General features: G+C 33.8%; 19 protein-coding genes. All 19 read right to left on the reverse strand.

Annotated features, from left to right (window positions below; genetic code table 11):
- The 19 genes from NW213_RS10915 to NW213_RS11005 all read right to left on the reverse strand — a co-directional run bounded on the left by NW213_RS10915 (window position 1) and on the right by NW213_RS11005 (window position 22,496).
- Complete coding sequence (locus tag NW213_RS10915; protein ID WP_258322778.1) at window positions 1-1,125, reverse strand: DUF3696 domain-containing protein; 1,125 nt, start codon at window positions 1,123-1,125, stop codon at window positions 1-3.
- Window positions 1,126-1,131: 6 nt separating this feature from the next.
- Window positions 1,132-2,187, reverse strand: coding sequence for a DUF262 domain-containing protein (locus tag NW213_RS10920; protein ID WP_258322779.1), 1,056 nt, complete (start codon window positions 2,185-2,187; stop codon window positions 1,132-1,134).
- An 86-nt stretch (window positions 2,188-2,273) separates the two neighbouring features.
- Window positions 2,274-3,602, reverse strand: coding sequence for a hypothetical protein (locus NW213_RS10925; RefSeq protein ID WP_258322780.1), 1,329 nt, complete (start codon window positions 3,600-3,602; stop codon window positions 2,274-2,276).
- A 19-nt stretch (window positions 3,603-3,621) separates the two neighbouring features.
- On the reverse strand, window positions 3,622-4,701 hold the full coding sequence (locus NW213_RS10930; RefSeq protein ID WP_258322781.1) for a nucleotidyltransferase family protein: 1,080 nt from the start codon (window positions 4,699-4,701) through the stop codon (window positions 3,622-3,624).
- An 11-nt stretch (window positions 4,702-4,712) separates the two neighbouring features.
- Window positions 4,713-6,035 (reverse strand): nucleotide sugar dehydrogenase, encoded by a 1,323-nt coding sequence (locus NW213_RS10935; RefSeq protein WP_258322782.1) that lies wholly within the window; start codon window positions 6,033-6,035, stop codon window positions 4,713-4,715.
- Window positions 6,036-6,045: 10 nt separating this feature from the next.
- Window positions 6,046-7,086 carry an NAD-dependent epimerase/dehydratase family protein gene (locus NW213_RS10940; protein WP_258322821.1) on the reverse strand — a complete coding sequence of 347 codons (1,041 nt, stop codon included), beginning with the start codon at window positions 7,084-7,086 and terminating at the stop codon, window positions 6,046-6,048.
- Between the two features lie 28 nt (window positions 7,087-7,114).
- Entirely contained in the window at window positions 7,115-7,837 is a 723-nt protein-coding gene (locus tag NW213_RS10945; protein WP_258322783.1) for a WecB/TagA/CpsF family glycosyltransferase, read from the reverse strand.
- Window positions 7,838-7,848: 11 nt separating this feature from the next.
- Window positions 7,849-8,976, reverse strand: coding sequence for a glycosyltransferase family 4 protein (locus NW213_RS10950; protein WP_258322784.1), 1,128 nt, complete (start codon window positions 8,974-8,976; stop codon window positions 7,849-7,851).
- Complete coding sequence (locus tag NW213_RS10955; RefSeq protein ID WP_258322785.1) at window positions 8,966-9,529, reverse strand: serine O-acetyltransferase; 564 nt, start codon at window positions 9,527-9,529, stop codon at window positions 8,966-8,968. The genes NW213_RS10950 and NW213_RS10955 overlap by 11 nt, the downstream gene beginning before the upstream one ends.
- On the reverse strand, window positions 9,526-10,620 hold the full coding sequence (locus NW213_RS10960; RefSeq protein WP_258322786.1) for a glycosyltransferase: 1,095 nt from the start codon (window positions 10,618-10,620) through the stop codon (window positions 9,526-9,528). The genes NW213_RS10955 and NW213_RS10960 overlap by 4 nt, the downstream gene beginning before the upstream one ends.
- An 11-nt stretch (window positions 10,621-10,631) precedes the next feature.
- Complete coding sequence (locus NW213_RS10965) at window positions 10,632-11,813, reverse strand: glycosyltransferase (protein ID WP_258322787.1); 1,182 nt, start codon at window positions 11,811-11,813, stop codon at window positions 10,632-10,634.
- The gene (locus NW213_RS10970) at window positions 11,810-12,883 is read right to left on the reverse strand and encodes a glycosyltransferase (RefSeq protein ID WP_258322788.1); all 1,074 of its coding nucleotides are present in this window, start codon (window positions 12,881-12,883) and stop codon (window positions 11,810-11,812) included. Before NW213_RS10970 ends, NW213_RS10965 begins: the two co-directional genes overlap by 4 nt.
- Window positions 12,884-12,891: 8 nt before the next feature.
- Entirely contained in the window at window positions 12,892-14,199 is a 1,308-nt protein-coding gene (locus tag NW213_RS10975) for a glycosyltransferase (protein WP_258322789.1), read from the reverse strand.
- Window positions 14,193-15,413, reverse strand: coding sequence for a hypothetical protein (locus NW213_RS10980; protein ID WP_258322790.1), 1,221 nt, complete (start codon window positions 15,411-15,413; stop codon window positions 14,193-14,195). Before NW213_RS10980 ends, NW213_RS10975 begins: the two co-directional genes overlap by 7 nt.
- Window positions 15,410-16,939: a lipopolysaccharide biosynthesis protein gene (locus NW213_RS10985; RefSeq protein WP_258322791.1), complete on the reverse strand. Its 1,530-nt coding sequence runs from the start codon at window positions 16,937-16,939 to the stop codon at window positions 15,410-15,412. Before NW213_RS10985 ends, NW213_RS10980 begins: the two co-directional genes overlap by 4 nt.
- Window positions 16,940-17,045: 106 nt before the next feature.
- Window positions 17,046-19,475 carry a tyrosine-protein kinase gene (locus NW213_RS10990; protein ID WP_258322792.1) on the reverse strand — a complete coding sequence of 810 codons (2,430 nt, stop codon included), beginning with the start codon at window positions 19,473-19,475 and terminating at the stop codon, window positions 17,046-17,048.
- Window positions 19,476-19,509: 34 nt separating this feature from the next.
- Window positions 19,510-20,304, reverse strand: a complete 795-nt coding sequence (locus NW213_RS10995) for a polysaccharide biosynthesis/export family protein (RefSeq protein WP_258322793.1) — start codon at window positions 20,302-20,304, stop codon at window positions 19,510-19,512.
- Between the two features lie 249 nt (window positions 20,305-20,553).
- Window positions 20,554-21,192, reverse strand: a complete 639-nt coding sequence (locus NW213_RS11000; RefSeq protein WP_258322794.1) for a hypothetical protein — start codon at window positions 21,190-21,192, stop codon at window positions 20,554-20,556.
- Between the two features lie 5 nt (window positions 21,193-21,197).
- Window positions 21,198-22,496: an ATP-binding protein gene (locus NW213_RS11005; RefSeq protein ID WP_258322795.1), complete on the reverse strand. Its 1,299-nt coding sequence runs from the start codon at window positions 22,494-22,496 to the stop codon at window positions 21,198-21,200.
- Window positions 22,497-22,605: the final 109 nt, after the last annotated feature.

Raw genomic sequence — 22,605 nt, forward strand, 5'->3', positions numbered from 1 at the left:
TCAATCGATTAATTTGGTCAGTACGTCATCCCAACTGTCAAAAAATTTTTCAGGTCGAGCAGTCAGTTTCCCATTATCAGTAATCTGAATTTCATCCTTAAAAGTCACATCAATGCCATTATCTGTTCCGAAATCTCTTTGAACAAAGATGATATTAATGTCATCCTTTGATATTATCCCTTTTTTCCTTGCCAGTCTTAAACTGTTCAGTATATGGTCGCTATGTGTTTCAAGAATAATCTGTACCCCATTTGCGGCCGCCTGTGCCATCATTTTTCCCAGTTCCACCTGAGCAGACGGATGCAGATGTGCTTCCGGATTTTCAAAGATAAGCAGATCATTTGCTTTTGCCCTTAACAAAGCTACAATGATCGGTAAGCAATAGGTAAAACCGAATCCCACTTGCAGTGCTGAATATTTCTTACCTTTAGTGCCTGTCATTCCGAATTCAAGTTTTATCTTATCTGTATCTATATCAGTAGTACTGGCTTTTAAAGCAGGCATCTGCATAATTTGAGCCATCCACGCATTAACGTTTTCTGTCAGTTGGGTTTGTTCTTCTTTCAGATGAGGATGTCTCATCTCCTTCAAGCCTATTTCCTCATTAGTATTCAGTGCATTATTCAGATAAGCAGGAGTCAGTTCGCCCTGTATTCCCAAAGCCGTGTTATACGCTCTTGATTCTGTTCTGTTATATACCGCCCTCGGTCCCCATCTTTCCGCTTCCAGAAAAATGAATCTTTGGTCAAACAATGAAAGCTCGTCAATATCCGCTCCTTCATAAGTGTAATCAGTTTCCTCGCTTCCGGCATCACTGGCGTCTATAGTCCATTGATATTCATTATCGCTATAATCTTTTATATAAATACCTACGTTTTTGTCCTCTGCGAATGTATAACACATATCACCAACTGATTCCAGGTTTACAAAATCATGTTTCAGGCGCAATTTCTTTTTGGTATTATATAGAAATCCCAATTCGTAGTTCTGTTTTAGGAACAGCAGAGACTGTATGAGCGTAGATTTACCCATACCGTTTATTCCCGCAATCAATGTCAGTGGCTTTATATTGAACGATTCATCATCAAAAACTTTAAAGTTTCTGAGTCTAATTTCCTTTATCATAATATATTAAATGAACTGATTAATAAAATTTTTCATATCTTTAAATCTCTCTCTGACAGCCTTTTTCGTTCCTTGCCTCAATTTATCTTTACATAAGAATCCTTCACCCCTGAAAAGCATTCTGTATCTCTCTTTAAAAAGCTGTACATTATTCAGCAGTTTTTGATATTCACTATCACTTAAATCAGATATGGCATATGAAAAAACATCAAACAAACTATTGTTTATCCGTTTCTGCCTTGAATTTAAATTTAAGAAAGCGATATCTTCCAGCAGTTCATGACAGCGCAGCATTGTAGTCCTGAACCTTACAATTTCCTTTTCAAAAATATCCCCATACAAGGAATCAAGAGCATTCATTCCCTTATCAATGAAGTCATCCATACTTTCTGTCGAGTCATAAAAATCGTATAGAAGTCTGAATGCGAAATATCTGCTCACCAGTTCCCTGTCTGCCATACCTTTTTTCTTTACCCTATTATGAGTAGCCAGCAAGAATTCCTCCGAATCGGCCAGTTCTTTGATATATTTGGATATATAATCCTGATAAAAGGCATACCTTAGTTCCTCCCTGTTTCTCTGTTTCCCTATCTTGTTTATTCTTCTGAATATATTGAACTTTACAGTATCCGGCGTACCTGGATTAACCACATAAGCCACAATATTTGTCGATTTAATCCTGCTTTTCAGATAAAAAGGGATATCAGAGAAAATCATTCCTTCGCATTCTTTATGAAAATAGTCCAGTCCGTTCAGTACAAATTTGTCTTGAAAAAAACTATGAATGGACATAACGCGTTGTAACCCGTCTATAATAGTCCATGGTGTCTTGCTTCCATCCAGATAAATCAGCTGTACAGGCAGATTAGCCATAATAGATTCTATGAACGAACTTCTTTCTTTATCATTCCATGCGTTCGACATCCTTCTCAGCTCATCAGTTCCGGGTAAGTAAAGTTTGCCTGATTCAATCATAGTTTCGAGTTGCATTATTGATATATATTGCAATCTGATATCCACGTCATTAGGATCGAATGAAGGGAGAATATATTCTAATTTCATTATAAGGCTTGGCTTTTTATTGGTTTATCGTTCACAAATATAATATAATTTTCTGACAAAATATTCAGTATTGTTTCCTGTCCTTTTTAAATATTAGCCATCCTTATAACATGAATCTTTTCATATTCCATAGCCACGTCAATAGAAAGAAGGAACAGGAACACTTCCCTGAAGTTATATTCTATATTAATATTTTCCTCCTTTTCAATCCTCTTTTGGTTTTCATCATATACTGTGCTATAATGTTCCAGTATCTTCCTCACCGTATCACTGCTTATGATATTTTCATTCTCATTCCTTGCCTTCAGACAGTCGGAAAACATCCGCATCCTGTTGTTATAGTTTGCCATGATATTCCGGTCAACCAGTCTGTTTACGCTTACCGTCTCAATATCCTTATCATAAAATTTCATGAGCATATCAGTCGATCTTCTCAGTCCGTCATAAGGAAAATCCACTTTCTTCGAATTCCGGTTCTCGTTTTTTCTCACCTCATTATGAATATCAAAGAAATGTTTCATCGGATTATCAGTCTTATCCTCCTTCACCTTCTTTATATGTTCAGCCATTAAGAACCTTACAGTCTTCTCCAGCAAAACCTTCCTTTCATTATTCTTCAGTACGTTCAGCGATTTAATCCTGTCATCGAGCACCTTTTTCCTGTTTTCGCTCAAATTCACCTTCTCCAGTTCTCTGTAACACTTCTCCAGCTCCGTATCGAATTCCGGATGATACATCAGAAGCGACACCTCCATGATTCTGCTTATCAGATACAGCGGTTTGAAGAAAAGAGTGTCAAGGTCATTCACTATGACATCCATACCTATATCCTTGTTCTTCAGGTGAATCAGTGCAATGTCAATCTCCATGTCATAATTTCTCATCAGCAGTTTCATCTCATGCATGGCATTATACATTTGCGCGTCATGGTTATATATATCCAGATGAATTACATCTTCCGGCATAAGTTTAAGCTTGTTCAAGTGTTCCTCCGACGGATATACCACATGCTCATTGTCAGCCATCAGTTTTCTTCCCATGGCAACAGTACAAACCAGATTTCTGTACAGATGCCTTATCAGGTCTCCAAACTGCTTGTCCTGAATTTCCGGCGACACCCTTATAACATTATCCGCAGTTCTTTTCGACTGTCTGTATCCCTGTGTATCCACAAAAGCGCACCATATACCGGCCACAAGAGCAACAAAAGCAAACACCACATTATACCAGTCCAGATTTATCTCCATAAATTCCGGGCCGTCCGTATTGTTTTTTATGCCTTCTATTTTACTCTCCAGCGAATCTATTTTCACCATTATTCTGTCTATCATCACAGAATCCATTTTTTGTGCAGCCCCGTCACAAACGGTAATACAGATAAATAAAGTAAAAAGAAAACTTCTTATCGTCTTCATATCAATTTATATAGTGAAATTATACAATTTTCCTCCATATCCAGTGCCATATCTTGAATATCGGACTCCACAGCACTTCTTCCGGATATTCCTTCAGCAGCTTCATATTTCTTCCTGTCCTTGTCAGGAAGCTCATTGCCGAATCTTTCTTTATTGTTCTGTCTATCGAGCTGTCGTACATTCCGAAATTACCGCCTTCCATTATCGAGACCAGCAGTTTTTCCCCTTTTTCAGTGTCAGGCTCCACAAGCAGACATTCGTCTTTCAGTCCGAACACCTTTTTCATCACGTACATCACTGCCCCTGCAAATCCATACATATTCAGTTCCTTCATATATCTGGCAAATACCGCCTTATCATCATCACTGCATCCCCTGTTCAGCAGCATTGCATAATCTGTCATTTGCCTCAGTCCTATACCCTCACTGAACACATGTCTGTATATATGCACCAGCAGATACACCCTGTTCATTTCATCCGAAGGCACACACACACGTCCTGCATCAGGCAGTTCAATCTCCCTGCATGAACCTGCCCATGTCCTGAACATCTTTTGCAGCTTCCTGTTCCTGGGATACGAGTACATCCACGACGGTGTGGTATGAATCTCCAGTTCCGTCATCTCCATATTATGAACGCCTATATGATGATACGTGAAGTCCTTTGCACCCAGTTCCTCGCGAGCCAGTTCTCTTATTTCATTTTCATTGCCGGTCACCCACATATCAATGTCCCCCGGCGACCTGTGCAGCGGGTTAGGGTAGAGGCATGCCACACCCTGACCTTTCAGCAATATTGCACCATACCCCTTTTCACGGAAGAAACCGCTCCACTTAACCGCTTCATTGTTTACTAGCCTGTTCTTTTTCTCTATCTCTATTCCGAGAGAAATCAGTTTCATCAGCAGGTCACGGTCCGGTTTCTGTGCATCTTCCTGCAGTCTGTTCACCGCATCCATCATTATCCCTGCCACAGCCTGCTTCTGTGCCATAGAGAATACAGAAGCCCATAATGATCTGTTCATTACGGGCAATTCTATACTGTCATTCAGTCCTGCGCCGAAACGCAGGAGAGAAAAAAACAAACTGTTTATATCCATATTGGAGATGATCAATCCCTTTTGAAAATATCACGTGTATAAACCTTGTCTTTCACATCGTCCAGACAAGCGTCATATCTGTTGGCTATAATGGCAGCCGACATTTTTTTGAATTCATCCAGCGAGTTTACCACCTTCGATCCGAAGAATGTACTTCCATTCTCCAGAGTAGGTTCATAAATAATCACTGTAGCACCTTTGGCCTTTATACGTTTCATTACCCCCTGAATAGAACTCTGACGGAAATTATCGCTGTTCGATTTCATTGTGAGCCTATACACACCTATAATGCATTCCTTCTCATTTGTAGAGTTCCACTGTGCGTTATCAGAGTAATATCCAGCCTTCTTCAATACCTGATCCGCTATGAAATCCTTTCTCGTACGGTTCGACTCCACAATAGCCTCAATCAGATTTTCCGGTACATCCTCATAGTTGGCAAGAAGTTGTTTCGTATCCTTCGGAAGACAATAACCTCCATATCCGAAAGAAGGATTATTATAATGGTCGCCTATACGCGGATCGAGACTGATACCCTTTATTATAGCCTGAGTATCCAGACCTTTCATTTCCGCATATGTATCCAGCTCATTAAAATAAGAAACGCGCAGTGCGAGATAAGTATTGGCAAAAAGTTTCACAGCTTCCGCTTCCTTCATACCCATAAACAGAGTATCAATATTCTCTTTTAATGCCCCCTGTTGAAGCAAAGCAGCAAATGTCCTTGCAGCTTCTTCAAGATGTTCACCTGCTATACTGTTTATAGCCCTGTTTTCCTCGTCCTTGCCCTCAATGAGCTTCGGTATTCCCACAATTATCCTCGAAGGATACAGGTTATCATACAGAGCCTTGCTTTCCCTGAGGAATTCCGGAGAGAACAACAAATTAAACTTCTTTCCCTTCAGCTTCGGATTCTCACTATAAACCTTAGCATATTTCACATACAGACTTCTGCAATACCCTACAGGAATTGTACTTTTTATAACCATTACCGCATCCGGGTTTACTTCCAGAACCAAGTCTATAACCTCCTCTATATGGCTTGTATCAAAGAAGTTCTTCACCGGATCATAGTTTGTAGGAGCCGCAATCACTATAAATTCTGCATTTCTGTATGCGGCTGCTCCATCAAGAGTAGCAGTCAGATTAAGTTCCTTTTCAGCAAGATACTTCTCTATATATTCATCCTGTATAGGACTTATCCTGTTGTTTATTTTCTCCACCTTTTCAGGTATCACGTCCACAGCTGTTACATTATTGTGTTGAGCCAATAAAGTAGCTATCGACAATCCTACATAGCCTGTTCCGGCTACAGCAATATTTCTTTTTTCCATATCAATTCTTTTATTTTTTACAATAATATCCAGCGTACCACTCAGCAAATGCTCTCAGTCCGTCACGTAATGAAGTTGAAGGTTTGAAACCGAAGTCACGTTCCAGTGGAGTAGTATCAGCATATGTCACAGGAACATCCCCCGGTTGCATAGGCACAAGTTCTTTGTGCGATTCAAAATCATAATCCTCCGGTAGAACCTTTGCCCTTATAAGTTCCTCTTGCAGAATAGTAACAAAATCCAGCAAATTTTCCGGTTGGTTATTTCCAATATTATACACCATGTATGGAGGAATAGGCAATCCATCTTCACCATTCATTTTCTCAGGAGCATGCTGCATAACCCTAATCACACCTTCCACTATATCATCAATATAAGTAAAATCTCGTTTACAGTTTCCATAATTGAAAATCTGTATTTTTTCTCCTTTCAGCAGTTTGTTTGTAAACCCGAAATAAGCCATATCAGGTCTTCCTGCCGGTCCATAGACAGTAAAGAATCTTAATCCGGTAGAAGGGATGTTGTAAAGTTTTGAATAAGCATGAGCCATCAGTTCATTGCTCTTTTTTGTAGCAGCATAAAGGCTTACCGGATTATCTACCATATCATCTGTACTGTATGGAACTTTCTTATTGCTACCATATACACTTGATGATGAAGCATACACTAAGTGCTCTATAGAATCACTATGTCTGCATGCCTCAAGGATATTATAAAAACCAATCAAGTTACTTTCTATATACGCATCAGGATTTGTAATACTATATCTCACACCAGCCTGTGCAGCTAGATTTACCACTATATTAGGTTTATATTCCGAGAAAATCTTTTCTATTAATGCTTTATCAGCAATATTACCCTTTATGAAAGTAAAATTAGAAAAACCATTCAGCTTTTTCAGTCTTTCCTCTTTCAGACTGACATCATAATAATCAGTAATTGAGTCAATACCAACAACTGTTACTCCACTAAATCTTTTAATAAGTTCATTGGCCAGATTACTTCCAATAAAACCCGCTACACCAGTAACAAATACGGTTTTATTATTAATAAAAATATTTCTTTCTAACATATGGTATTTATTTATATTTTTCTTTAAATATGTTGATTAAAAACAATGTATTTCCGATTATATATCGTCTCCACATACGTTTTGGTTCTTTTATTAGACGGTACAGCCATTCTAGACTATGCTCCTGCCACCACAGAGGTGCACGCTCCACAGTACCTGCAAAGAAATCGAACACAGCACCTATGGTACCGCAATGACAGTTTATATCCAGTTCCTTCCAGTGAGTGTAAGCCCATTTCTCCTGCTTCGGAGCGGTCATACCTATCCATAGCAAATCAGGCTTTGCTGCGTTTATAGCATCTATTATAGCTTTATTGTCTTCGTCTGTAAATTCCGGCTTGTAGGGTGGGGAATAAGTCTCCACTGTTATGTTAGGATATACCTCTGCAGCCTTTTCTTTAATCAGAGAAAGTACCTTCTCGCTACTTCCCATAAAGAAACATTTTCCTCCGCGAGCATTCAGTTTTTCCATCTCAAACACAAACAAGTCCCATCCTGCTATACGATCTTTGGGCTGAGATTTTGCTTTCAGCCATTTACATGCCATTACTATACTTGCTCCGTCTGGGATAAGAATATCGCCTTTGGTAAGCGCTTCAGCGAATAAGGAATCTTTTAACGCTGTGTTATATGAATGGGCATTTATTGTATTAATAAGTAATTTTCCTTCTTTTAATATTTTCAGTTCATTTTTAGAACTCAAAATATCTATATCTTTAAGTTTTAACATATTTAATAGCATTAATTAGAAAAAAATCTTTTAAATAATGATTTATACTCGGAAGCTAGTTGCTCATAAACAATACTATCTGTATATTTTTCTATAACACGATTGTACATTGCCTCAGATAACTCTTTAACTAAGTCTTTATTAATAACATTCGATATGCATTTTACAAAATTGTCTACAGATAAATTATTGACAATCAAATCCTCATTACCAATTACGCTTTTATTAAAACCTTGAGATGTAGCAATAGGAATAACTCCCCATGCCATAGCCTCAGTTAATGCATTTGAGTGTCCCTCATGAGGTTCTTTAGAAGGAAACAAATAAAAATGTTTATCTGACAAATGTTTCTTTAATTCTTCATGGTTACATGCTGGCCATATTCTTACTAAATTACCAAAATTACTTGAAGATACCTTTTCCTTTATTTTATTTAGGTATAATTCATTTGTACTGTTCCCAACTATATCCAAATAAATATTATCATATGTATTACAAAGGATAAAAAAAGTATCAAGTAAAATATCAACATTTTTTGTAGGTGAAATTCTTCCAAAATAGATAAAATTTATCCTATCTTTGGGTTTACTAGGATATTCTGAGGGATAGAAATCACCCATAACATAATTAGGATAATAAAAAATATGGATAGATTTATTAATTTTTCTAATGAGAGGTGTATTTTCTATACCCTGAGTAAATATAACATCTGCTTTTCTTATAGTTTTGTTAAATATCTTTCTATATATACTTCTTCCTTCATAATAATAACAGTCTGCTCCCCCACCACGCATCTCATATACTACTTTATATTTTAATAATTTGGAAATAGATATTAAAAGATACTCCAGATAAATCATTGGCCCATAAAACCCAGCGACATGTACGATTGATTTTTTTCTTCTTCCAAACATTAGAGTTTTTATAAAGAAAAGAATATTAATAATAATCCTGTATATTAATAGAAAAATATTTTTTAATGAATGATCTGGAACACGTAAATATTTTGGAATTAATATAACGTCTAACTTTGCCTTTCTAAAAAGTTCCAAAGTCCTTCTATTGCCTACTTCACCTCCTCCATAAGGAACTTTATTCCAATCTCCAAAATTTGCAAAGAAATATATTCTATTTCTCATTGTCGTAAGATTTAAATTTAACTATTTTTGCAGGTACACCTCCAACCACACAGTTATCAGGAATATCTTTAGTAACCACTGCCCCTGCAGCAATAGTAACATTATTTCCTATATTTATAGGACCAAGTATTGTTACTCCAGTACTTATATAACAATTATCACCGATTATAATGTCAGAATTTTCTCCTGGACGTTTTTTCCCTAATAATACCATTGGAAGAATAGTACAATTCTTTCCTATTTTTGCCATAACACCTATTCGCCGAAATCCAGGATGCATAATCTGCAACCCAGGTCCTATAGTATTAGGACTTATAAAAATATTATTTTTTAGTATATTTCTTCTATGTAATAATTTGTAATAATAATATGCAATAATATTATACCAATGTTTATTATTTAAATAATATTCATATTTTCTTAATGTCTTTATATACTTATATATTGGATAATTCTCGCTATATGTAAGCTTTTGAAGTAATGGAAATTTTATTCTATTACGTTTTATGTCTTCATTAAGATATAATCTTAAATCTTTTCTAGTTTTTATCATAGCTTTTCTAAAAATGCCTCTATATATAATCTTGCTGATTTATTAATAGAATAGTTAATATTAAAATAATCTTGTAGGTAACTTTTATCAAATTCATTATATGAATTGTATCCTTCTTTTATTGCTTCGTAAAAAGAATTAACTTCGAAGTCTTTCGATAAAAAACCTATTCGCCTGTTCATTATAACATTGGGAATACCACCTGCTGGAGTACATATCGGTATAACTCCGCACGACATAGCTTCTAATAATGATATTGGTAATCCTTCCCATAAAGATGATAACAAAAAGAAATTACTATTTAACAAATAATCACAAACATTATTTCTAGTACCTAACCAATAAATCCCTTCTTCTGCATTTTCAATAATATGTTTATTTTTTTCTTCATCAAAACCATTGCCAATAATGATTAATATTCCATGGTTATCTTCTTTCAAAAAAAGATTGAAAGCATTTATCAAAAGTTCTTGATTTTTAGCCTCACAACATCTTGCAATATGTATAAAGACCTTATCATCTGCATGGGATTTTAACTTGTCTATTTCTTCTTTTACGGTTAAATACTTATCTGTTTTTCTTAATTGAGAACGCCCATTTTCTATTTTAATAGAATTGTTAAGATTATAAAGTCTCCTATATGAATTTTGGCATTCTTCAGATATTGTTATAGGCTTAATTTTATGTTTATAAAACCACCTATATAATGGAATTAATTTTTCTTTACCTTTTATGTATTTATCTGCTACACTATGTAATGTATGAAAATATTTTATTTTAGTTAACAATAATGAAGGTAAAAATAATGTTATGGCATCACCATGAGTATGAACCACATCTGGTTTTTCTTTCTTTATTGTTTTAAAAATTCTCCATAATGCTTTGAGTTCTAAACCTTTTTTACATTTAAGATTAATATATTTTATCTTTGGAGTAACATCTTTAAGATAATAGGAATAGTACGGATCTGAATCATCTTTAATTATACACAAAGTAACCTCATTATTCTTTGATAATTCATTTGATAAATCTACAACAACTCTTTCTGCTCCAGCAGGAGCTGTTGAATAATGTAATTCAAAAATCTTCATTTCATAAGAAATTAGCTAATTAAATCAATATATTTATTTATTTCAAGATTATTATTATTTTCCTCATTTTTTATATTTTCAGATATATAAGATCTTAATTCTAAATTCTCATATAACTTATATATTCCATTAGATAATGCTTCAGGAGTCATATCAGTGATAATACCAGTCTCATTATTTTTTATCACATCATATACTGTTGTATAATTAGTACTTACAATTGGTTTATATAATATCTTTGCTTCATCAATAGCTATTGATTTGCCTTCGTATTTTGATGATTGTACAATTATATCTGCTAAATTCATATATTTATATGGATTAATTTTTAATCCTAGAAGATAAACATTATTGGTCAGTTCTAAATCTTGTATCATCTTTTGTAATTCTTTTTTCAATATACCATCACCAATTATGTACCATACAAAATTGACATTTCTTTTCTTTAGTAAATATGCAGATTTTAAGGCTAAATCAAAAGCCTTTACAGGAACTAATCTTCCAACCGATAGAATTTTAAACTTCTTTTCATCTATAGATATATCTGTAACTTTTTCTAAAGACATTTTTCTGATTAAATCAGGATTTGATATATTTTCAATAACATCAAATTTATTTTTTAAATCAGGAAAGAATGTCAATAGGCTTTCTTTGCAAATAGATGAGATTGTTATTATTTTATCTGCTTTAGAAAAATATGAATAATCAAAACTTGAATTATATTTTAATTTTCTATATTCACTATGAATCCATAAAAATTTCTTATTAGCATTTACCTTATCTATAATATAATAATTTGGAAAACCTTCTAAAAAAGAAATGGCAATATCATATTTTTTTTCATATATAGGAATATCATCTCTCCAATATTTCCAAAGACTTTGTTGTAAAGCATATTCTTTTATATTCCTTTTGCTTTTATAAAGTCTGTATATTTTTTTTATCCAAAATAAAATACCATGATTTAAATAATATTGAAAATCTTTTGGAGATCTAGTTAAACAACTATATGGAAAAGGAGCTTCTATTACATTAATATTATCAGGTAACAATGGATAAAATAATCCCTCTTTTTTAGATAGAATCAAGTCTATTGAATATTTATCACTTGGTAATGTATTCAATAAAGAAACCAAGCTTTTCTCTGCTCCACCAGCAGATAATGAACCTATCATAAATAATATATCTTTCATCCTTTTATGTTTAAATTAAACATCCTTTTCAAGTTCTTTTTATTTACATATTTATCAAATAAGACAAACACTATTAAGGATAATGGCTTTTGAGTTTTAAGCAATTTGTATTGCTTCATATATTTCCATGTATATATTTTATATCCAAGTGATACATCAATTTTATTCCACAAATCCCTATTACATAATTTCTTTATGAATTTATATTTATGTATTACAGATATATTTTTAGCTAATAATAAACGTATTAATAAATATCTAACTCTACCGTAATACTCTAAATCCACATATGATTTTGATTTATTTGTTTTTGGAAGTAATTCGTATAATAATTTTTTTAGGTTTTCTGCTGTTTCAAATTTTTTAATATCAAATGAATTAGAAAGACTATTTGAATTTAAACAATATGTATATAATACATCCGGTATAAACTTTACAATTGAAGCATTACTAAAAAAAGAAATCTGAAAAGGTAAATCTTCTGATAAAATATCACGTTCTGAATAAAATCTAAGATTTATATTCTCTATTAGTTCTCTTTTATATATACCATGCCATACGGACATGAATAATCTGTTATTTGTATTTAATTCTGTTTTTTCTAAAAAAGATAAAGCCAGACATTCCATTTGTGGTTTAGTAAATATTGTAGGGGTATCATAGTCTTTTATGTATAAATATAAATTCGATTCAATTTCTTTTCGTAAACCACATAAAACAGCATCATATATTTTTTCCGTTGTTGCAGATTCGTACAATATTTTATACATATCTGTATCTATATAATCATCAGAATCTATGAATGCTATATATTCACCATTAGCAACTTCTAATCCAGCATTACGTGCATAACCTAATCCTTCATTTTTTTCTTTATGAATAACTAAAATTCGAGAATCCTTTTTTGCCCATTCATCACATAAATTAGGAGTATTATCTGGCGATTTATCATCCACTAAAATTATCTCAATATCTTTTAGTGATTGTGATACAACTGTTTTTAAACACCTGTTTATTAGTTTTTCAACCTTATAACATGGTATAATTATTGATACTTTAGGAATTTCCATAGTTATTTTTAATAATTTTGATTTCTTAACCAGTTGATATGAATGATCAATCTATTTTCACTCCATTTTATCATAGGAGGTAATTTATACAGAAATAATTTATTAATGTATGAATATATAATTCTAAGCCATTTATATCTAAATGTTTTATTAGGAATATTTTTTTCTAAATCATGAATTTTATTTTCTCCATTTTCTAATTTCTCAAATAAACAATCCCATTCTTTGACAGTTTGTTCTATAGAAAATCTTTTTTTTATATCATTATAAACATCTTCAAAATTATTATTTGGTTGCTTTAATGCTTTTATAACATATTTTGCCAGTATTTTAGACTTCCTCTGTGAATAAAGATTTTTCTTATTAAATACAGTATCCAAGTAGCCACAACACCTTCTAGTTATTACATCACATCCCATTATTCCAAATTCTACTGCGCCTATTCCAAAAGTTTCAGTATCTCCTGATGGGTTAGGGACCGCAACCTTTGTTTTTTTTATTATTTCAATTTTTTCTGTTCCCATACGTCCCATAAAATGAACACTAGGTAAAATATTTCCTTCTTTATCAGTGAGGTAAGGCATAAAAACTCTTTCATAACTTTCTTCTGCGATTCCATATTTACCTAATACTTTATTCTCATCATAAACTTTCCCTGAACCTATAACATAAAGTTGCGCATCAGGAACTTCATCTATTATTTTCGGCCAAGCTTTTGCTAATATATGGAAACCTTTAAAGGGCATAATACTAGCCATAAAAGTAACTATGTTACTTCTTTTTTCTATCGGGGTAAATATATCAAGTATTTCTTTCTTTTGCGGTATTGGAAATCCATTATATATATAATCAATTTTTCTAAAAACTTTATGATCTCTGTATAAATCAGCTTGCTCTCGTCCTACCATGATCAATGATTTAATATTAGGACATTTTGAATAAAAATCAAGTCGCCATGATTTTAAAAAGTTATGACACCATGGTATCAGAAATAAGCTATTAGGAAGATTATTTAAATATCCTTCCTTTATCCATTGTGGCTCCTCTTTAAATATAAAGTATTTTGTATTCTTTTTTGATGCTATATCTAAAGCCTCTCCAATATTGTTTATTTTAATAAGATTTAAACCTGTTGGGAATCTTTCTATATAGTGGGCAAATACAATAACTGAGTATTTTTTATATAATGATAATTTATATGCAGTAAGTATAATCTCATATTCTGAACCTCCAACGCCAGGGTTTCCTTTAAGAATATTAGTCCAATTAGTTTTAGACAATTTAGCGTTATCAAGATAAAAAGCTATATTTAACATGATAATTTTCTATTTTCGGATTTTTTTATTTGAAAAAATAAATAAAATGCTAATGACTGTATTATAGGTGATTTATCTATAAATGCTATAGGTAAAGCAATCGTGGATAATAATATAAATAAAGAAAAGGCTCTAATATATACATATTCTTTACTTTTAACTTTACGTATATTCAAAAATAAAAGTCTTAACCAAAAAAAAGTTATTAGTATTCCTCCCATAAATGATAGACCAATAAAACCTAAATCCACCCAATTTATAAAACTATCAATACCTGTAAGATTTTTACCTATAAAACCAGCTCCAAAAAACCATTCGATAGGACTTTTTATATTGTCATAAAAATATTTAAATTCAATTATTCGATCCAATTCAAAAATACTTTCTGATGATTGTGCTAAATTCTTTTCTTCAAATGTTTCTAATACTTCATTAAACAAAGAAGTGTTTTTTATCAAAAAAGTTAAACATATGATAACTATTAGAAAACCAACTGCCGTACCATTAAATCTAAATCCGTGCATTTTATAAAAAATAAAGCAAGAAGATACTATAAAACTTATAATGAGACTTCTATACCCATGTAAAATACACATAGAAAAAACAAGTATATATATTATGATAAATATTTTTCTCTTGTGATGAAGGTATTTATTCAGACACAATAATCCACATAAAAAAATTAAGACTTCTCCTGTAAGTGTAAAGCGTTTTATATCAAATTCTGAAACTTCATTGATAGCTCTCCATCCTGAAGTTAGCGACTCGACTAAAGGTTTAGGTAAAAGCATATATTGAATATAATATATACCTAATCCTATTACTCCTAAATATAAAATTATTTTTTCTATTTGTTTTATTGAAGGTTTTATATACGATATAATATAAAAAAATCCCAAATCATAAACAAAAAAACCTTGAAATAAGGATGATGAAAAAGGTTGTTGATTAAAAATAAATGATGATATTTTATTTAACCCTAATGATAGCCATAGGTATAATAATGTTCTTGTATATTCATTTTGCTCCCTATTTATTTTTAATGCAAAAAATAAAAATATTATGCATCTAATTAGGATAGCAGGCTTAGATGGAGAATTTACATAATTTGCAACAGGCTGCAGACCAAAAAAATGAATACCTATGAGTATAATTATAAACAACAATACATAAGATTTTTTTGATTCTTTTTTATGTGGTATATAAAAATTCATTTTTTCTTTAAAAATTTAATTTTATTATTTATAAATACTCGTTCATTTTCAGTTATACCTATATAATATACAGAAAATAGTATTATCAAAATTGATAATATAACTATAAATACAAAAGTTATAAAATTTTCCGGTAAAGATATTTTTAGTAAAATAGGAATAGGTACAGAAATAAATGTAATCTTTATACAAGGTAAAATAAATTTTCTCCAATAAGATTTATAAGATAGTGATATTTGTGGACATACAACAAATAACCTAATACACTGTAATATAATACACATTATAATTTGTATTATAAAAGCTAATTCTGAAATCGGATATATTAACAAAATAGCCCAAGTAATAGGTATTAATAATAAATTAGTGGTTCCTTCTAAGATCTGAAATTTTCTAATATTTCCAGTCGCACCATTTGCACTAGATAAAGGCCGTCCTAAACAGGTTAACATAGATATACACAACATTAATGATACAAATATAGGAGTATGTTCTGGAACGTCCTTTAACCATATCTTTAATATAAAATTAATGTTTAGTATAATAGGAAAAGCAAAAATAAATAATAAATAATACATATACCTTGAAGAACTTAAGATTAAATTCCTCATATAATCAAGATCATTTGAGGCATATGATTTATTTATTTGTGGGGCAACTGCATTATAGAAATTACTAGCAAAAGATTCAATTGCTGTTTTAACTTGCATAGAGATTCCTCTTGCTGCATTTACAATTGGGCCAAAGAAAATATTTAATATTATATTCTGCCCTTGATTAGCAAAAACAACGCCAGCACTTCCTAATAAACTCCAGCTAGCATAACTAATCATTTCTTTTAGTGTTTTTTTATCTTTTACTTTAACATAATGTACATCTTTAAACTTTCGAGTTGTATATAGTTGGTTCAATATTCTAACTAATAAACTTACCAAAAATATTAGAATTGAATATAATATAAGTTTATCTTTGCCCCATACTACTAATCCCCATATTATTATTAATTTTAATAACGTTTCTATTATAGACAATATTGCGTAAAAATTCATTTTCTCGTATGAAATTATTAAAGCATTATATGGGACACTCATAATATTTACCATACATGTAAAAATAGAAAATTGATAAACCCATCTAGCTGCATCCATACGTTCAATAGGAATATTCATATGTGAATTAAGGAACCAAAGTCCAATAGTTTCTCCTATAATCAAAATTATAAAAGCAATTACTATATGAATAATTACACTATATGAAAAAACGAGATTAAGTTTATCATAATTTTTCCTACCTAATTCAAACGTTATAAAACGGTTCGTCGCACATCCCATCGCAAAATTTAGAAATGTAAATAAAGTAACTATACCTCCTACAACATTATAAATACCATAATCTACTTCACCTAATGTTGCAAGCACAACTCTAGATGTATATAGAGATACTACCATAACAAAGATTTGGCGTATATATAAATATATGGTATTTTTAGCTATTCTTTTATTATTATCAGATGTATTATTACTCATAAATAACTATTGTCTTTACTTATTTCACGCATTATCCGTTCTTACATACAATAATAAAACTGTATGTAAGAACGGATTTCCTATAATTTAGTTACTAAAAAAACTGTTAATTATTCACTTCATGTTCAAAACCATAGCCGTATCCGTAACCATATCCCTTTCCATAGCCGTATTTCTTACCATAACCATAACCGTAACTATGCTTACGTTTACTCATGTCTATACCGTTGATAACAGTAGCCAGTTTCGGGAACTTCTTTTCACGTTTCAAGACATTGATATACTCGAAACCTGCCTTTGGAGTGAAATCGGCACGACATATATATACGCCTATATCCGCTACACGGCTGATAATGGCAGTATCAGTTACCATACCTATAGGTGCCGTATCAAGCACAATATAGTCATAATGCTCCTTTAGCTGGGCTATAGCCTTGTCAAGGACTTCACGTGTTACCAGTTCTGTTGGGTTAGGAGGGACGGTTCCACCCGGAAGGATATCAAGGTTTGAACTGACATCTGAGTGCTGAATCATATTAAATAGATTAACAGTGTCTGGTGAGGAAAGATAATTGGTAATACCTTCGGCATGACGACTAAGCTTAAAGACCTTGTTCAGTCCCGGTTTACGGATATCAAGTCCTACGATAATGGTTTTCTTGCCAAGGAAGGCAAGACTGGCAGCCAAATTACCTGCCACAAAGGACTTTCCTTCTGCCGACATTGTTGATGTAAACAATATGACTTTCTCACCTTTTTCAAGCATAAAGAGAAGGTTAGTACGAAGGCTGCGGAACATTTCTTCCATAATATTATTATGGTTCTCACGTACAACTATGGCGCCTGCACCTTCAGTTTTAGTTTGTGGTATATCAGCCAATATACTTACATCGGTAAGCTTTTCAACATCTTCATGGCTTTCTATCTTATATTTAAGCAAATCACGAAGGAAGATTACTCCTACAGGTATCCCTAATCCCAGGACAAGAGCAGCTAAAGCTATTATCTTTTTCTTTGGAGATACAGGAGCTGTTCCCGGTAATGGGGTTTCTATAATTCGGCCGTTGTTTGCTGTAGCAGCTAGGGTGATGGCATTTTCCTCACGTTTCTTAAGAAGCATGATGTAGAGTGATGCCTTGATTTCCTGTTGACGTGAGATGGTAAGGAATTCCTTTTCCTGCTTAGGAGCATCGCTTATACGGTTTTCAAACTTCTTTGCCTGACGTTCGATATCAGCCTTAGCTATCTGAAGGCCACGAAGAACGCTCTGAACAGTAGTCTGCACGCTCTTGCGCATGGACTCAATGCCGGTATTCATATTCACTACGGCAGGGTTACTTTCGGACGATGTACGCAAAAGGCGGTTACGCTCTATTATCATAGTGTTGTACTGATTGATAACAGAGGTAAGATTTGCGTCCTGAAGACCTACATTGGCGGGGATTACCTCATTGGCATTTACGGGATTGTTTATATAGTTCTGAAGAAACTCTACCAGGCTTATCTGTGTCGCATTCTGGATACGCTGCTGTTCATACTGAGAGTTCTGCTGAAGAGCCAACTCTGCGTCTGCCTTTAAATCGGTTAACCCTGAACGCTGCTTGAATGCCGCAAGTTCTGATTCTGTAGTGCCAAGTTCGGTATTTATAATAGCCAGACGATCTTCGATAAACTCGGCAGATTTGCGTGCCACTTCATTCTTCTCGTTGTTGGCATCCTTATTGTAATTCTCTACCAGACTGTTGATAAAGTCAATACCTCTTTGGGTATTGGAATTGTTGACAGATATTTGGGCTATAGTGGTAGTTTTGGATGTAGGCTCTACACTAAGACTGGACGCATACGACATGGCGACAGCTGTAGGAGACGCGACATATGCAACCAGTTCAACATCTTTAGCCAAAGAGTCAACAGCCTCATTACGTGTGAAGCTGAACACTCCTACAGGGGTAGGAAGGACTGCTGGAATACTGTCAAATTCCTGCTTGAATTCATATTCTTCCTTATTGACAGTATATTCTGCTTTCACGCTGAGTTTTCCGGATGTAGTATATTTTATATCCAGTTTTACCCCTCCACGGAGCTTCTCGGCTTCGTCGGGAGTAAGATATACATTGACAGGAGAATTCTTATACAATGGGGTGTTGTATCCGAAGAAGCGTTTCTGTGATATGTTGACATAAAGGCCGAGGTCAACTACAGCCTTGCGGACAAGAGTGCGTGACTTGAGGATCTCAACTTCATTGTCGAATGTAGTGGTCATGGAAAAACCGCCCATATCCTGAAGGGCAGCAAGCGCTCCGTTGGTATTGTTCATCATCTTGGTACGTGGGTCGTCCTCCTTGATAAGTACACTGGAAGAAACGCTATATACAGGCACCTGGTAACGCATATATATAAAGGCACAGACCAGACAGATAATAACGCTGGCTACAAACCACGGCCAATATACCAGATACTTGAAAATTATCTCATAAATATTGAAAGACGACTCTTCCTGAACTTCATTGAATTCTGACATGCTGTTTTCAACCATAGCTGTTTATATCTTTATTTTACTGATTTTTTGATTATCTTACAATGTTTACAATAAGGCTGGCCAGCGAAATAAGGATGGATGTGGCCGAAATCCATGTGGTAGTGGTGGTTCCTATATCAGAACTCTTTGCCTTGGTTTTGTTCGGGGTGACATAAATGATATCGTTCTGCTTCAGATAGAAATAGGGAGATGTGATAAGCTGACTGTCGGTAAGATCGAGAGTAATGATATTGCGTTTGCCTTCGGCATCCTCACGAACTAGCTTCACATTAGTACGTAAACCATACACAGTCATATCGCCTGCCATAGCCAGGGCTTCAAGGACATTGACTTTCTCGTTGGTAACAGTGAAACTGCCGGGACGGGCAACCTCACCAAGTACGGAAATCTTATAGTTAACCATACGTACTGTAACGATAGGAGTTTCCTTAAGGTATGGCTGCAGCTTCTGTCGGATAAGATCCTCAGCCTGATTCTTGGTCATACCGCCTACTTTGATACGGCCGATGACAGGGAAATCTATCTCACCGCTGTTGTTTACAAGATATTGTTGAAGTGTAGGCTGCATTGTTGTATTCATAATAGATGATGCAGCATTCAAAGGCGACTGTACAGTAAGATTAAACGGTGCGGCAGCCATTGGGTCAGTGGTATTCACTGTAATGCTCAACAAATCCTTAGGCATGATAGTAGCATCGTAGAGAGGGATTTCCTGACCATAGGCGTTTACAATTTCAGGTTGCTGAAGATAAGGTACGTTCTTGTATGACGTACAACTGCTAAATAATGCAGCAGAAAACAATAAGGAATAGATTAATTTTCTCATATTATAAAAATACATTCGATTTCTGAAAACACATATTTTCGGGTGCGCTTCGCGGCTCCCTGTCACATCCGTATTTCCACTGAAAAGCGGATGACAGAGAGTCCGTATGACTATAATCGCGCACAAAATTACAAAAAAAAGTTATGTTGTAACAAAAAATCTGACAATATATAAAAAAATATAGTCCAATATAAAAAAATAATAGCCCAAGAACTATTATTCTTAGGCTTGATTTGATTATGTTTTGTCTCAACCGTGATTTTTTATGAAATCGTCAAAATCCTTACATTGGATAAAAAATGTATTATTTGTTCCCAATTGGTCCTTAAGATGATTATACATGGTCTCGCTGCAAATCTTCTCCCAGCTGGTAGAAGTGTTTGCAAGCATAAATAATTGTTCTGCAAACGATTCAATAGGGCTGGTTGCAGGATTAATGTCAGTTACCAGAATAAACTGTATCGGTACATCCTTACCTATATTATTCTGACCTGAGATATTCTCGCATAGGATTATGCTGTCAAGAAGTTTTTTCTGGTAATCGTAGCTTGCTGATTGCTTGTCGATTTTCTTTTTAAGAGTATCTGTATCTTTTTCCGTTAAACTGTCCTTCTTTAATATTTTCTGATTCTCCAGAAACTTTATCCAACCTTTGATTTCAACAAAACACAGTTTCTTGTTATATGCCAGTGCGTCAACGGACGAATGGGATGAATTTTTATGTGCTTTATCCCATTTTTCCTTTACACTGTCAAAATCAATTACCTGAGTGTTTTGAGGTAAGCTGCAATAGTTTCCCTTACATGGTTTATGCAATGAACATAATAATACTGTTCCGTTGCCCGCATATTTCAGAACGCAGTCAAATATATATTTAGGCGAATACATATCCATTATAAACCTATATTGATTATACTGTTCATTGGCTGAGCCAGTTTGAAGAAAATCTTGTTTAGGTCTTCTGTATAGTCATTCATTATACAAGTTCCGTTTCCCTGTTCGTCGGCCATGTAATAATTCACGAACTTTTCCATTTTCATTTTATTGGAGAAGTATCTTATAGCTTGAATGAAATACGGACTATGGGAAGTGACAAGAATCGGAATACCTTTCGAAGCCTGCTCCACCAACAGAGCTGCAAGCTTTATCTGCCATTCGGGATGAAGATGATTTTCGGGTTCGTCCCAAATGAGAATTTTTCTTTCATTTATAGAATCAATACCTTTCAGCATCTGCATTACGCCGAACGACTTTATACCCGAAGCCACATTTACCACCTGGAACTTCTTGTTATCCTTTATCCATAAAATATTTTTACTGTCCTGGTCGAAACTGAAACTTCCTCCTGTAATATTATTAATGTTTTGTAAATCGTCGTTATAGGTTTGGGAATTTACAATACTGTATTTGAAACTTTCCAGTTTCTTGGCGAAATCCTTTATGTGATAGTTCACCAAAGGCCTGAGTGACGAAAATACATCCCTTTCGTCTTCGTTGAAAGTCCTGGCAGAAGACAGAACATCGATTATGTGAAGATATAAAGGAGACTCTATCAGGGTGATGTCATCAAAGAAACATCCGTCGCCACCTTTTATTTCAGTAATATTATTATCCGACAGATATACACTCAGCTCCTTGCTGCCGCTTTCATCCGAAAACACTATTGTGGACTGCTCTGTGTCATACGTACATACCGAGTTCATGAATTCCGCTTTCAGGATCGCCTGCAGCTCACGTTTCAGCATACCTTCGTGGGTGCCGCTTTCTTTCATAAGATCCAATATCTCTGAAATAAGATTGTTTACCACTGCTTTGTGGAGTGGCTTGATTTCCGCTTCTTCCATTGCTGCGGAAATTCTACCCATAATATCGAAAACCTCTTCGCTTTGGGATTTGATCAGTTTTGCAATATTAGTAGGGGGAGTCCTGCCGAAGATGTTTCTTTTAATAGAAGTATGATATAATTGGTCAAAACTAATCAGATTTCTATAAAGTGCTTTTACTTTCGTATTTATAGTGTCATCTATTGATTTTGAACTGTCCTTGCTGTTTGTCAGTGCTTTTATTATCGAGAACAACATCTTTCCTACGGTACTTTTACCGGAGTCGTTTGTTCCTGCAATTACTGTAAGCCCATTGATTTTTATATCTGCTTTTCCTATTTTGTTTATGTCGGATATTGAAAGTCTCATATTGATAATATTAAATTCTATACAAAAATAATCCAAAAATGGAGAATGGCAAAACAAATACGCAATTATGTGAAAAAGTCTCCGACACTTATTTGCAGCGTCGGAGGCT

Source organism: Bacteroides sp. ET336, from assembly GCF_024733815.1.
Lineage (GTDB): Bacteria > Bacteroidota > Bacteroidia > Bacteroidales > Bacteroidaceae > Phocaeicola > Phocaeicola cellulolyticus.